At 62.0% G+C, this 13,719-nt stretch carries 10 protein-coding genes; 5 read left to right on the top strand and 5 right to left on the bottom strand.

All coding sequences use genetic code 11. The features are described 5' to 3' along the window. Window positions 1-24 precede the first annotated feature (24 nt). Window positions 25-1,101 carry a flagellar motor protein MotB gene (motB, locus tag KKQ10_RS12870; RefSeq protein ID WP_215501313.1) on the bottom strand — a complete coding sequence of 359 codons (1,077 nt, stop codon included), beginning with the start codon at window positions 1,099-1,101 and terminating at the stop codon, window positions 25-27. A 3-nt stretch (window positions 1,102-1,104) separates the two neighbouring features. After that, window positions 1,105-1,956 (bottom strand): flagellar motor stator protein MotA, encoded by an 852-nt coding sequence (motA, locus tag KKQ10_RS12865; protein WP_007952169.1) that lies wholly within the window; start codon window positions 1,954-1,956, stop codon window positions 1,105-1,107. A 166-nt stretch (window positions 1,957-2,122) separates the two neighbouring features. Here motA and KKQ10_RS12860 point away from each other — a divergent pair, with 166 nt between their 5' ends. From KKQ10_RS12860 to KKQ10_RS12845, 4 genes are all read left to right on the top strand, one after another. Next, window positions 2,123-3,661, top strand: coding sequence for an HDOD domain-containing protein (locus tag KKQ10_RS12860; RefSeq protein ID WP_215501312.1), 1,539 nt, complete (start codon window positions 2,123-2,125; stop codon window positions 3,659-3,661). A gap of 42 nt (window positions 3,662-3,703) precedes the next feature. Continuing rightward, window positions 3,704-4,537 carry a thiosulfate sulfurtransferase gene (gene rhdA, locus KKQ10_RS12855; RefSeq protein WP_215501311.1) on the top strand — a complete coding sequence of 278 codons (834 nt, stop codon included), beginning with the start codon at window positions 3,704-3,706 and terminating at the stop codon, window positions 4,535-4,537. After that, on the top strand, window positions 4,537-5,397 hold the full coding sequence (gene asd, locus KKQ10_RS12850; protein ID WP_127648999.1) for an archaetidylserine decarboxylase: 861 nt from the start codon (window positions 4,537-4,539) through the stop codon (window positions 5,395-5,397). Before rhdA ends, asd begins: the two co-directional genes overlap by 1 nt. Window positions 5,398-5,573: 176 nt before the next feature. Next, complete coding sequence (locus KKQ10_RS12845; protein ID WP_215501310.1) at window positions 5,574-7,328, top strand: cyclic-di-GMP receptor FimW-related protein; 1,755 nt, start codon at window positions 5,574-5,576, stop codon at window positions 7,326-7,328. A gap of 90 nt (window positions 7,329-7,418) precedes the next feature. On the opposite strand, the gene serB is transcribed toward KKQ10_RS12845, so the two are convergent. Further along, entirely contained in the window at window positions 7,419-8,633 is a 1,215-nt protein-coding gene (serB, locus tag KKQ10_RS12840) for a phosphoserine phosphatase SerB (protein WP_007967407.1), read from the bottom strand. Between the two features lie 134 nt (window positions 8,634-8,767). Here serB and KKQ10_RS12835 point away from each other — a divergent pair, with 134 nt between their 5' ends. Then, window positions 8,768-10,285 carry an AhpA/YtjB family protein gene (locus tag KKQ10_RS12835; protein ID WP_127648996.1) on the top strand — a complete coding sequence of 506 codons (1,518 nt, stop codon included), beginning with the start codon at window positions 8,768-8,770 and terminating at the stop codon, window positions 10,283-10,285. Between the two features lie 276 nt (window positions 10,286-10,561). Here the strand turns inward: KKQ10_RS12835 and KKQ10_RS12830 are convergent, their stop codons facing one another. Together KKQ10_RS12830 and parC are read right to left on the bottom strand one after the other, a co-directional pair. Then, window positions 10,562-11,272: a PqiC family protein gene (locus KKQ10_RS12830; RefSeq protein WP_127648995.1), complete on the bottom strand. Its 711-nt coding sequence runs from the start codon at window positions 11,270-11,272 to the stop codon at window positions 10,562-10,564. 177 nt (window positions 11,273-11,449) lie between these two features. Next, window positions 11,450-13,714: a DNA topoisomerase IV subunit A gene (gene parC / locus KKQ10_RS12825; RefSeq protein ID WP_215501309.1), complete on the bottom strand. Its 2,265-nt coding sequence runs from the start codon at window positions 13,712-13,714 to the stop codon at window positions 11,450-11,452. Window positions 13,715-13,719 lie beyond the last annotated feature (5 nt).

The following is a 13,719-nucleotide window of genomic DNA, read 5'->3' as shown; positions in this document are numbered from 1 at the left end:
ACGGTGACCGTGGCTTTTTGTCGGTTACTGCTTCGGCGCGACAGCCGGTGCAGTGGCCGGTGGTGCTGTGGGTGCCGGCGGCGCACTTGCCGGCGTGGCCGGTTTGGGTGGCGCGTCGTCGAACAGGTTCAAGCGTTCGCGCAGTTCGTGCGCAGGCACCGGTTGCTGATCCGCCGGCAGCGCGTTCGGATCGACCGGCGTTGCCGGGGCAGCACCATTCTCACCTTCCACCGCAGGCTTGGCCGGATCAGCACCTTGCGAACCTTCAATGGCCGCCTGGGCTTTCTTGGTCAACACCACGATGTCGATGCGGCGGTTGACCGGGTTGAACGGGTTTTCCTTGTCGAACAGCGCCGACGAGGCATAACCCACCACGCGCGCCACTTGCCCGTCCGGATAGCTGCCCGCCACCAGCGCACGCCGGGCGGCGTTGGCACGGTTGGCCGAGAGCTCCCAGTTACCGAAATCGCCGGTGCCGGTGTACGGCTTGGCATCGGTGTGGCCGCTGATGCTGATCTTGTTCGGCACCGCTTTGATGGTGTCGGCCATCGCCAGCAGGATGTCTTCGAAGTACGGCTTCAGACGTGCCGAGCCCGAGTCGAACATCGGCCGGTTTTCGGCGTCCATGATCTGAATGCGCAAGCCGTTCGGGGTGATCTCGAACAGAATCTGATCCTTGAACTTCTGCAACTGCGGGTTCTCGTCGACCTTGTTCTGCAGTTCTTGCAGCAACAGCTCCAGGCGTTCTTTCTCGACCTGTTCGGCCATGCCTTCGACCTGCTCGGTGTCGACCGTAACCTTGTCCGGTTGCGGCTGCGACTTCACCTCGGGGTTGAGGGTGTTTTCCGGCGCGAGGGTCGGCGTGCCGCCCAGATCGATGATGTACGGCGTGCCGCTTTCGGAGAAGCCGACCGGGTCCTTGAAGTAGCCGGCGATGGCGATCTTCTGCTCCGGCGTTGCCGTGGACAGCAGCCACAGCACCAGGAAGAACGCCATCATCGCCGTGGCGAAGTCGGCGAAGGCAATTTTCCACGCCCCGCCGTGATGCCCGCCGGCTATGCGCTTGACGCGCTTGATGATTATCGGCTGATTATTTTCCATGGCTTAACGACCGCGAACGGCTTGTTCCAGCTCGGCAAAGCTTGGACGGTGCGCCGGGTACAGAACCTTGCGCCCGAACTCCACGGCCAGCGATGGCGGCATGCCGGAAGCCGAAGCCACCAGCGAAGCCTTGATGGCCTCGTAAACGTTCAGCTCTTCCTTGGCATCGTGGGCCAGGGAGTGGGCCAACGGACCGAAGAAGCCGTAGGCCGCGAGAATACCGAAGAAGGTACCGACCAATGCCGCACCGACGTGCAGGCCGATGGATTTCTGATCACCTTCACCCAGCGAGGCCATGGTCACCACGATACCCAGTACCGCCGCGACGATACCGAAACCGGGCATGGCGTCGGCGATGCCGTTCACCGCGTGGGACGGGTGCTCGAGGTCTTCCTTGAGGCTATAGAGTTCCATGTCGAACAGGCCTTCCAGCTCATGCGGCGCCATGTTGCCGGAGGACATGATGCGCAGGTAATCGCAGATGAACGCGGTCATGCGTTCGTCTTTGAGCACGGCCGGGTACTTGGCGAAGATTGGGCTCGCGGCGGCGTCTTCGATGTCGCCTTCGATGGCCATCATGCCTTCGCGGCGGCTCTTGTTGAGGATCTCGTAGATCAGGCCCAGCACTTCCAGATAGAACGTGTGGCTGAAACGCGAACTGAACATGCTCAGGGACTTCTTGAGCACGTGCATCGTCATGTAACCGGGGTTGGCCTGCAGGAATGCACCGAGGGCCGCACCACCGATGATCATCACCTCGAAGGGCTGGATCAGGGCGGCAATTTTGCCGTGGGAGAGCACGTATCCGCCGAGCACGCTCGCGAATACGACGATGATGCCGATAATTTTAGCCATAGGTAGAAAGTACTTATTTAAGTCGGGTTCAAGGTCATATTCGGAAGTTAAAAAATCTCTTCTTCTACTTATCGGCAAAACTGCGCCAGACTATAGCCAGTTCAGGCGAAAAGCCAATTTAGCCCATGCCGGGCGCGTCTACAGTCAGTGAAGATCTCGTCCAGACATGGCTAATGAAACGAACGTCCCACATGCAAAACCGACCACCCTCGAGGGCTGGGTAAAGTTGCTCGATGGCGTGCGCCTGCCCGTGCCGCAAGAGGCTCACGACAAAGTGTGCCGCGCGATTCGTGACAACCGCAGCTCGCTGCGCGACATCGCCGACCTGATGCAGGACAGCCCGGCACTGGCCTTGAGCGTCATCCGTGAGGCCAATCGTCACACCCATGGCACCATGGCCGCACCGGCGGAAAATCTCGAGGTGGCGATCAACCGTCTGGGCCTGGCGCGCACCGAAGAATTGCTCGCCCGTTTGCCCGTCGAGCCGCAGATGCAGATCCCCAAGGCCCTGCGCCAACTGCAAATGATCAGCCAGCACGCCACGCAACAGGCCAACGGTTTTTTCGCCAGTCGCCTGGCGCGACTGTGGCAGGACATTCATTGGGGCAGCCTGTTGTTTCTCTCGCCGTTATGGCCGCTGGCGCTGACGTATCCCGAGCTGCTCGAAGAGTGGGAATTGCGGGTTATCCACAAGGGCGAATCGGCCCCGGTGGTCGAGAAGCAATTGTTTGGCGTACGTCTGCTGAAGATCGCCCAGGCGCTGGTGCAAATCTGGCACCTGCCGATCTGGGTGCAGCAAGGCTATAAGTTGCTGCTCAGCGAACAGCGCGAACTGGTGAAAGTGCTGCGCATCGCCCGCGACAGCGAACATCCGCTGCGCCAGCAGAATCGCCTTGACGACGATCCGACCTTGCGCCGCTGGCTCAATCAGCCGGCCAATACCGTGCTGCTGGCCAACGGTCTGGCGCTGTCGGCGCAACAGGCCTGGGACAGTCCGCACAGCGAGCGCTGGCAGTACCTGACCAGCCTTTATCTGCAGATTTCGATGGACGAGGTGCAGCAGCAGTTGCACCAGCAGGCCGCCAACAGTGCGCGCCAGCATGCCATGCCCGATCTGTGGCACCCGGCCGTTTCATTATTGTGGCCGTGGGGCACTCATCGCCTGCCCGCCGGAATGCTCCCGGCGGCCGCGCCGAGTGCCGAGGATCTGACTCAATGGCGCCGTCAGTGCGCTGAACTGCTGGCCGAGCCGAGCCGATTCACCAACGCCATGAGCCTGACCGTTGCCGCCCGCGATGCCCTGGTCGCCAGCGGCATGCGTCGGGTGATGATTCTGATGGCCGATCGCACGCAGTCCAATCTGCGCGTGCACCAGACTTTTGGCCTGCCGAAAGAAGCCGCCGCGCTGAACTTTGTCGTCAGTCAGAGCAAAGTCCTGCAACGGTTGCTCGCACAGCAGGCACAGGTGCGGATCAACCCCGAGAACAACGCACAATTCTCCGCGTTATTGCCGCCGGGCCTGCGTTCGCTGTTTCGCGGCGATCATCTGTTCCTGCGTTCGCTGGTCAATAACGGCCGGGTGATCATGATCGTCGTGGCCGACCAGGGCGGCGGGCCATTTGCCGACATCACCGTGCAGGCTTTCGGCAAAACCGCACAGTGCATTGAAAAAGCCCTGCACAGCTTTAGCAGCCGTGGCCGATGAGGCTGCGCTACAATCCCCCCCTTTGTGCTCTGGAGACCTCACATGTCTGACTTCTCTGGCTTGCCGCTCGTCATCGAGCCGAGCGACCTGCTCCCGCGCCTCGATTCCCCTGAACTGATTCTGGTGGATCTGACCAGCCCTGCCCGTTATGCCGAAGGTCACCTTCCCGGCGCACGTTTTGTCGATCCGAAGCGCACCCAGCTCGGCCAGCCGCCGGCGCCGGGATTGTTGCCGGCCAAGGCCGATCTGGAAGCCCTGTTCGGTGAGCTGGGGCATCGTCAGGACGCGATCTACGTGGTCTACGATGACGAGGGCGGCGGCTGGGCCGGGCGTTTCATCTGGCTGCTCGACGTGATCGGTCACGACAAATACCACTACGTCGACGGCGGTCTGCCAGCGTGGCTGGCAGCGGGCATGCCGATGTCGATCCAGGTTCCGCCGGCGGTGGGCGGCCCGGTGGCGCTGACCCTGCACGAAGAACCGACCGCCACGCGCGAATACCTGCAAAGCCGTCTCGGCGCCGCCGATCTGGCGATCTGGGATGCCCGTGGGCCGCTGGAATACTCCGGCGAGAAGGTGCTCGCCGCCAAAGGCGGACACATTCCGGGCGCGGTCAACTTCGAGTGGACCGCCGGCATGGACAAGGCGCGTCAGCTGCGTATCCGCACCGACATGCCGCAGATCCTCGAAGACCTCGGGATCACCAAAGACAAAGAAATCATTACCCACTGCCAGACCCATCACCGGTCGGGCTTCACTTATCTGGTGGCCAAGTCCCTCGGTTATCCGCGGGTCAAGGGCTACGCCGGTTCCTGGGGCGAATGGGGCAACCACCCTGACACGCCTGTCGAGATTCAAGGTTCTAAGGACAACTAATGAAAGAGCGTCTGTTTATCCTCAGCCAGTACCTGCTGCCTCATCACCTGCTGTCGCGTCTGGCCGGCTGCGTTGCCGAGTGCCGCGTGCGCTGGTTCAAGAATGCCTTCACCCAATGGTTCGCCAAGCGCTATCAGGTGGACATGTCGCAAGCGCTGGTCGAAGACCTGACTGCCTACGAGCACTTCAACGCTTTCTTCACCCGCGCCCTGAAAGACGGCGCGCGTCCACTGGACGAAACCCCGGGCGCGATCCTCAGCCCGGCGGATGGTGCGGTCAGCCAGCTCGGCCCGATCGAACACGGGCGGGTGTTCCAGGCCAAGGGCCACAGTTTCAGCGTGCTGGAGTTGCTCGGCGGTGACGCGGCAAATGCCGCGCCGTTCATGGGCGGCGACTTCGCCACCATTTACCTGTCGCCGAAGGATTACCACCGTGTGCACATGCCGCTGGCCGGCACCCTGCGCGAGATGGTCTACATCCCGGGCCGGATCTTCTCGGTCAACCAGACCACCGCGGAAAACGTCCCGGAGCTGTTCGCCCGCAACGAGCGTGTGGCCTGCATCTTCGACACCGAGCGCGGGCCGATGGCCGTGGTGCTGGTCGGCGCGATGATCGTCGCCTCGATCGAAACCGTGTGGGCCGGGCTGGTCACGCCACCGAAGCGCGAACTGAAAACCTTCCGCTACGACGAAGCTGCCCGTGCGCCGATTCATCTGGAAAAAGGCGCCGAACTGGGGCGCTTCAAGCTGGGTTCGACCGCGATCGTGCTGTTCGGGCCGGATCAGGTGAAATGGGCTGAAGAACTGGTCGCCGGTTCACCCGTGCAGATGGGCCAGGGCCTGGCACTGCCAACAGCCTGATTCCCGATCGACCGCCTCGGACTCCCCTGATTGTCGATATCCCTGTAGGAGCTGCCGCAGGCTGCGATCTTTTGAGCTTGGTTTGTAAAAACAAAATCAAAAGATCGCAGCCTGCGGCAGCTCCTACAGGTTCGCCGTTGCGACAGACCCCGATTTTTGCTGCTATGGTTTTTGGCATGAGCCAGACCATCTCCTCACCGCCGCTAAGCGCCCCGACTCCAACGCAGTCGCGCCTGTCGTTCTGCGAAGCCACCCCGCGCGACCTCAAGCGCTGGATCGCCGGCCTGCCCAAGGCCAACATCGGCGAAACCGCCCGCCAGTTGTACCAAGGCCTGGGCGAACTCAATCAGCTGCTCACCCCCAGCGACAATCGCCTGCAACTGCTGGAGTTGCTGCGCCCCGAGGTGTATTTCGTCTGCCAGCATCTGGAGCGACACTTCCTGCATCAGGCGATCATGCTCGACGACCGTTCGCGCAAGATCAGCAACCTCTGTCAGGCCCTGCAAAGTCAGCTGGCCATCGGCTACAAGCAGATCATTCTGCGCATCGCGCCCAAGTACCACAAGGATCGAGCGGCGCTGCTCAGTCAGGCCCTGCAGCGGGCCGCGCATGCGCTCAAGGGGCAACTGCTGCGGGCCTCGCAGCTGTATAGCCCGGCACCGGAACAGCTGTGGTTCGAGCTGCATCAGTTGTATCGCTGCGCCTGCGAATTGCAGCTGCAACAGCGCCGGGTGCATGACGATCTGGCGAGCCTGATCACAGAACTGAGCCTGGAGCAGACCTACATTGCCGCCCTGCTGCTGGGCAGCGCCCGTTGCAACCAACTGCGGCAGAACCAGATCGCCCGGCTGGCCGAGGTGCTGGAGCCGTGGAGCGCCGTGCTCAAGCTGCATCCCGGCAGTCCGGACGACGGCCTGTTCGCCATCAGCGCCGAACTGGACACCGGCCCGCGCTACCGCAGCATGTTTCGTAAAGAACAACAGGGCGCACTGCTCGGCTTCAATCCACAGCCGCTGGTCAATGTCATCGAAGCGCATTTACTGCATCAGGATACGTCGACGCCACTCCCCGTTCCGACAGGACTGAGCCTCGACACCCTGCAACATGTGCACGCCAGTTGGGGCCAGGCCGCCGAGCGCAGTTTTCAGCGCACCGCCGGCCAAGGCAACCTCACCGTATGCGTGGGCATGAGCGCCCTGCACTTCTATCTGGCCGGTGAGCGTACCTTCAGCGAACTGCTCAAGCATCCCGGCGCCCGCGCGGCGAACTTCAGCAGCGCCGTGGTCAAGGGCGAAAAGGACAGTTGGAGCCAGGCCTTCGACGCGGCCCCGCAAAGCAAGGCCGATGAGTTTCTGCCCTACGAAGAAATCCAGTACGACCATATCGGCGAAGACGAAAGCACAGCCGACCACACGCCGCACTACCCGACCTATACATTGCCGGTGATCAACCACAGCCCCGGCGGTTATTGCCTGGGATGGCCGAGCGAAGTGCCCGCCGAGTTGCAGGCCGGGGAGATGGTCGGGATTCAGGACAGCTCGAATCAGGGCTGGAGCATTGCGGTGGTCCGCTGGATTCGTCAGGTACGCGGCAGCGGACCGCAAATGGGCATTGAACTGGTGGCGCCGCACGCCGAGCCCTGCGGCTTGCAACTGGTGCGCTCGCGGGACGAGCACAGCCACTATTTGCGCGGCCTGTTATTGCCCGAGGTGAGCGCCATCGACTTGCCCGCAACCTTGCTCGCCCCGCGCCTGCCATTTCAGGAAGGCAATAAAGTGCTGATCAACACCCACGGTGAAGAACACCGCGCCGGTCTGGATCGACGGGTGTCGAGCACGCACAGTTTCAATCAGTTTGCCTATCGCTCGCTGGAGGCCGCGCAGAATGGCGGGAGCGAAGAGGATTTCGATTCGTTGTGGAAGTCGCTTTGAAACAATAGATCGCAGCCTGCGGCAGCTCCTACAGGGAAATGCATATTCCTGTGTAGGAGCTGCCGCAGGCTGCGATCTCTTGATCTTTAATTACAACTGCCCGTCACGATCGCGGAAGCCCAGCAGATACAGCACACCATCCAGACCCAGGGTCGAGATCGCCTGCTTGGCCGACTGCTTGACCAGCGGCTTGGCGCGGAAGGCCACACCCAGACCGGCAATCGCCAGCATCGGCAGATCATTCGCGCCGTCGCCGACGGCGATGGTCTGCTCCAGACGCAAGCCTTCCTTGTGCGCCAGCTCTTTCAGCAGATCCGCCTTGCGCTGGGCATCGACAATCGGCTCGATCGCCACACCGGTGCACTTGCCATCGACCACTTCCAGTTCGTTGGCGAACACGTAGTCGATGCCGAGCTTGGCCTGCAACTGCTTGGCGAAGTAAGTGAAGCCGCCGGACAGGATCGCGGTCTTGTAACCCAGACGCTTGAGTTCAGCGAACAGGGTTTCCGCGCCTTCGGTCAGGCGCAGCGAGGCGCCGATCGAGTCCAGTACGCTGACGTCCAGGCCCTTGAGCAGCGCCAGACGCTCCTTGAAGCTGGCACGGAAATCCAGTTCGCCGGCCATCGCCCGCTCGGTAATGGCCGAAACTTGCTCGCCCACACCGGCCGCCTTGGCCAGTTCATCGATGACTTCGGCTTCGATCAGCGTCGAGTCCATGTCGAACACCGCCAGACGCCGGTTGCGGCGGAACAGCGAGTCTTCCTGGAAGGCGATGTCGACGTTCAGTTCCTGCGCGACGCTGAGGAATTCGGCGCGCAGGGCCTGCGGATCAGCCGCTTCGCCCCGCACGGAGAACTCGATGCAGCCCTTGCCCTTGTCCGCCGGCGTGTCCAGCGGCATGCGACCCGACAGACGGTCGATATGGTCGATGTTCAGGCCATATTTGGCGGTGATCGAGCTGACGGCCTGCAATTGGCCGGCGGTCACTTTGCGGGTCAACAGGGTGACGATGTGGCGTTTCTTGCCTTGATTGCCCACCCATTGCTGGTAATCCTCTTCGGACACCGGGGTGAAGCGCACCTGCTGGTCGAGCTCGTAGCCCTTGAACAGGATGTCCTTGAGCACGGCTTTGCCTTGCTCGGAGTCGGGAATCTCGACCAGGATGCCGAACGACAGGGTGTCGTGGATCACCGCCTGACCGATGTCGAGGATGTTCACACCACCCTGGGCCAGAACGCCGGTAATGGCCGCAGTCAGACCCGGACGGTCGACTCCCGTGATGTTAATCAGGACGATTTCGCGCAACGCGCACCCCCGCAACTGGAAAAAAACCGCATTCTACCCACTTTCAGTGACCATCGGGCACCGCGAGCGCTTTGCCGGTCTAGGGCCTGTCGCTATACTGCGCGTCAACTTCACGGACAAAAGAGCCGAGCTCAGTGAACCGGCCCACGCCAGTTAAAACCGATAACTTCTTCCTGCTGATCTTCCGTGCACTGCGCCACCGCCGTGTACCGATTGCATTGCGCATTGCCAGCCATAACGTGATCCTGGTCGCTCTGGCCCTGGTGATCTATGCCGGGGTAATGGGCTTGCAGTTCAAGCAGGCCATGCACGAGCAGGCCGATGCGCTGGGCGAAAGCCTGACCACGCAGACCGCTACTTCCGCCACTGAGCTGTTGGTGTCCAACGACATCCTCAGCCTCAACGTGCTGCTCAACAACCTGACCAAGAACAAACTGGTGGCCCACGCGGCCATCTATAGCGTGGACAACCGCATCCTCGCCGAATCCGGTCAGCGTCCCAAGCACAGCCTGTTGGGCGAAGCCGAGGGCATGTACGAGAGCAAGATCACCTTCCAGGACGTGACGGCCGGGCAACTGCGCATCAGCCTGGACATGGATCAGTTCCAGCAGCCGATGACCATCAGCCTGCAGAGCATGGGCATTCTCAGTGCGATCCTGTTGGCATTGTCGCTGGCCTTGAGCCTGCGCATGGGCCGCTATTTGTCCACGCCGCTGCTGCAATTGCGTGTATGGCTGCGCAACATCGACGAATACACCCCCGGCACCGACCGTCAGGACGAGATCGGCGATCTGGCGCGTCAGCTGCACGCCAACTTCGCTCCGGAGCCCGCGCCAAAACCCGAGCCCGAGCCGGAACCCGAGTTCGAGGAAGAGGATGAGCCGGAGTTCGAAGTGCGCAATCTGCGTGACCCGAGCTTTGACGAAACCCGCCCGATGGCTGCGCAGAAACCGGCGCCACGCCATGTGGTCAGCACCGTTGAAGACGATGACGACGACGAGGACCCGTTTGCCGACCTGCGCGACGAATCGCTGACCGAAGCCGCTGCGCCGGTCGCGCGCCAGGCCACGCCAAGCGTGCCACAGCACAGCGCGGTGCTGGCGGTGCAACTGGGCTCGCAAGAACAACTGCGTCGCCTGCCGCGTGCCCGACTGGAAGAGTTGCTGGAACGCTATCGCGATTGCCTCGACCAGGCCGCTTCGCTGTATCAGGGCGAAATCGAAACCCTGAACGACGGTAGCACGCTGATGCTGTTCCACACCGAAGACAGCGGTGACGACTACCTGACCAACGCCATCTGCTGCGGCGAGTTGCTGCGGGCGCTGGGTCATCAGTTGCAGATCGAAGTCGCCGACAGCGGCATCACCCTGCAATTGCAGTTAGGCCTGACCCTGGGCGATGAGCTGTTCGGTCTGAGCCAGATCGACCTGCTGCTGACCGATTCAGCCCAGGATGCCCTGGCCCTGTCCCAGCACAGCCGCAATCTGCTGCTGGTCGAGCGCAAGATCGGTGACGACTCGCTGATTCGCCAGCGTGCCCGGATCCGCCCGATCGCCAGCCCTGAAGGCGCCTGCTGTGTGGAGCGCTTGATGGAGCCGTATCCATCGATGCTCGAGCGGCAACTGGCGCGGATGCATGAGCGCCGGGCGTAAGCTGTAGGAGCTGCCGGAGGCTGCGATCTTTTCGCGGCTAAACATGAGCCCGCAGACAAGCGATTGTCTGCGGGCTTTTTTGTTGCCTGTACCGGCTCTTTCGCGAGCAAGCTCGCTCCCACAGTGGACGATGGCTGCCACAGATCTTGTGAACACCTGCAATACCCGTGGGAGCGAGCTTGCTCGCGAAGAGGCCCGCGCCGACGGCAAAGATCTCCAACCCCCAGACACAACAAAGCCCGCACAAGGCGGGCTCTGGTTTGACTCGACTCGGTCTTAGAAGCGGAACACTTCCATGTCGGTGCGAATCGGCGATGCCATCGGAATCTTTGGCTGCTTCTCGGCTCCCGCCGCCGGCGCTGCCGGTTTTGGCGCCGCTTTACGCGGTGCTTCGGCCACCGGAGGCTGGTTGGCCAACGGCTTGAGCGCCACCGACAACTGCTCGGCCAGACGCTGCAGCAGAATGCCTTGCGCCTGAACCTGCGAAGCCGTGGTGCCGGCGTGCAGCTCTTGCAGATGAACGATGCGGTTATCGCGCACCTGACCACGGCGGTCGATCAGGCGCCATTGCGCATCGAGGATCGCCGGTTGTTTCTCACCCGAGTCCAGACGCGTGATGGTCAGCAAGACCTGCACATCCGGGGTAAACCCCAGGGTGGCCGGCGCCAATACCACGCGCTGGCTGTCGAGATGACCGGCAACCTGACGCATCAGCAATTGATCGATATCCGACGAAAGGCTGCCCGCCCAGCGACCGTCGGTCGAGGCTTGCAGGCTGCCGTCCGGTTGACGTTGCAGCAGGGTTTCACGTTGCAGGTAATCAGCAATGACTACCGGGCCCAACAAAACCGCCATGCCTGTGCTTTGCGCAGGCTGAGCCGGACTTCCGCTGTCCAGCTGATACAGCGACACCGGTTGGTGAACGCTGCAACCCGCCAGGCCCAAAACGCCGGCGAGCAGGAAAATAAGGGGGCGCAGAGAAGTCATCATCCCGTCCAGGTGGCCGCCACAAGGCTGACCACAGTGAAAATACTCAATAAATATGAAGAACGCTCGGCCACGCCGGCGCTTGGAAAGGCCATATCATCCGTGAATATGCGTTCCGACTCCAGCGCCAAAGCGTCGATCTACGCGTTAAATCGTAGATCGAGCTCTCTAGGACGCCTAATTGAGGTTTTCGACGAGCAGCGCATCCACCCTCTGGAAGCCCCTAGGCAGCTTATTGCCACGACGGCCACGTTCACCTTTGTAGTGTTCGAGGTCGTCGGCCTTCAGCGACAGGGTCCGTTTTCCGGCCTGCAGCACCAAGGTGGCGCCTTCCGGAAGCACGGCGATGTCCGTGACATATTCTTCGCGACTGGCCACGCGCTCACCGGAGATTCCGATGATCTTGTTGCCCTTGCCCTTACCCAATTGTGGCAGATCGCTGATCTTGAAGATCAGCAGGCGACCTTCGGTCGTGACCGAGGCCAGCCAGTTCTGCTCACGATCGGCCACAGGCCGCGGCGCGATGACTTTGGCGTTGTTCGGCAGGCTCAACAGCGCCTTGCCGGCCTTGTTCTTGGCTTGCAGATCTTCACCTTTCACCACAAAACCGTAACCGGCGTCGGAGGCGATCACATACAGCGCATCGTCTTCGGGCATCAGCACGCATTCGAACGTGGCGCCAGGCGGTGGCGTCAGACGACCGGTCAACGGCTCGCCCTGGCCCCGGGCCGACGGCAAGGTGTGCGCGGCCACCGAGTAGCTGCGGCCGGTGGAGTCGATAAACACCGCAAACTGGTTGGAGCGCCCCGCCGCCGAGGTCTTGAAGCCGTCGCCGGCCTTGTACGACAGGCCGGTGGCGTCGATATCGTGGCCCTTGGCCGAGCGGATCCAGCCTTTCTCGGACAGGACGACGGTGACTTTCTCGTTCGGCAGCAGATCGTGTTCGGTCAGCGCCTTGGCTTCAGCACGCTCGACGATTGGCGAGCGACGGTCATCGCCGTAGGTTTCAGCATCTTTCAGCAACTCGGTGCGCACCAGCTTCTTCAGCTTGGCTTCGCTGCCCAGCAGGGCTTGCAGCTTGGCTTGTTCCTTGAGCAGTTCGTCCTGCTCGTCGCGCAGCTTCATCTCTTCCAGTCGCGCCAATTGACGCAGACGGGTGTCGAGGATGTAGTCGGCCTGGATCTCGCTGAGGGCGAAACGCTCGATCAGCTTGGCTTTCGGGTGTTCCTCGGTGCGGATGATGTGGATCACTTCATCCAGGTTGAGGTAGGCGATCAGCAAACCGTCCAACAGGTGCAGGCGACGCTCGACCTTGTCGAGGCGGAATTGCAGGCGGCGACGCACGGTCAACACGCGGAATTCCAGCCACTCGACCAGCAACGCACGCAGGTTTTTCAGTTGCGGCTTGCCGTCCAGACCGATGATGTTGACGTTGACCCGGTAGGTCGACTCCAGCTCGGTGCTGGCGAACAGGTGCTGCATCAGCGCTTCGTGATCGACGCGGCTGTTGACCGGAATGATCACAATGCGGCACGGGTTTTCGTGGTCGGATTCGTCACGCAGGTCAGCGATCTGCGGGGCTTTCGACGGTTTGGCCTGCATCAGCGCGGCGATCTGCTCCAGCACCTTGGCCCCGGAGACCTGGTGCGGCAGCGCGGTGACGATGATGTCGCCGTCCTCGACGTGGTACACGGCGCGCATGCGCACCGAGCCCTTGCCGGTTTCGTACATTTTCAGCAGGTCGGCGCGCGGGGTGATGATTTCCGCTTCGGTCGGATAGTCCGGGCCTTGAATATGTTCGCAGAGCTGCTCGACCGTGGCTTTCGGCTCATCGAGCAGACGCACACAGGCGGTGGCGACTTCACGCAGGTTGTGCGGCGGCACGTCGGTGGCCATGCCCACGGCGATGCCGGTGGTGCCATTGAGCAGGATGTTCGGCAAACGTGCGGGCAACACCAGCGGTTCCTGCAGGGTACCGTCGAAGTTCGGCCCCCAATCAGCCGTGCCCTGGCCCAGTTCGCTGAGCAGCACTTCGGAATAGCGCGACAGGCGTGCTTCGGTGTAACGCATGGCGGCGAAGGACTTCGGATCGTCCGGCGCACCCCAGTTGCCCTGGCCGTCGACCAGCGTGTAGCGATAGCTGAATGGCTGGGCCATCAGCACCATCGCTTCGTAGCACGCCGAGTCGCCGTGCGGGTGGAACTTGCCGAGCACGTCACCGACGGTACGCGCCGATTTCTTGTGTTTGGAATCGGCGTCCAGCCCCAGCTCGCTCATCGCATAAATGATGCGCCGCTGTACCGGTTTCAGGCCGTCGCCGATATGCGGCAGAGCACGGTCCATGATCACGTACATGGAGTAGTTGAGGTAGGCATTTTCGGTGAAGTCAGCCAGCGATCGGCGTTCTACGCCGTCTAAGCTGTCTGCAAGGATGTCGCTCATGCGGG

Source organism: Pseudomonas sp. MG-9 (genome assembly GCF_018729515.1).
Classification (GTDB): Bacteria; Pseudomonadota; Gammaproteobacteria; order Pseudomonadales; family Pseudomonadaceae; genus Aquipseudomonas; species Aquipseudomonas serboccidentalis.
Note: the sequence above shows the minus strand (reverse complement) of the source record. Positions and strands in the feature narration are given on the sequence as shown.

Excerpts from the sequence above, each read along its gene's own strand:
- KKQ10_RS12860 (WP_215501312.1), top strand. The coding sequence starts at position 2,123 with ATGGCTAATGAAACGAACGTCCCACATGCAAAACCGACCACCCTCGAG.
- asd (WP_127648999.1), top strand. The coding sequence starts at position 4,537 with ATGAAAGAGCGTCTGTTTATCCTCAGCCAGTACCTGCTGCCTCATCAC.
- rhdA (WP_215501311.1), top strand. The coding sequence starts at position 3,704 with ATGTCTGACTTCTCTGGCTTGCCGCTCGTCATCGAGCCGAGCGACCTG.
- motB (WP_215501313.1), bottom strand. The coding sequence starts at position 1,101 with ATGGAAAATAATCAGCCGATAATCATCAAGCGCGTCAAGCGCATAGCC.
- parC (WP_215501309.1), bottom strand. The coding sequence starts at position 13,714 with ATGAGCGACATCCTTGCAGACAGCTTAGACGGCGTAGAACGCCGATCG.
- KKQ10_RS12845 (WP_215501310.1), top strand. The coding sequence starts at position 5,574 with ATGAGCCAGACCATCTCCTCACCGCCGCTAAGCGCCCCGACTCCAACG.
- KKQ10_RS12830 (WP_127648995.1), bottom strand. The coding sequence starts at position 11,272 with ATGACTTCTCTGCGCCCCCTTATTTTCCTGCTCGCCGGCGTTTTGGGC.
- motA (WP_007952169.1), bottom strand. The coding sequence starts at position 1,956 with ATGGCTAAAATTATCGGCATCATCGTCGTATTCGCGAGCGTGCTCGGC.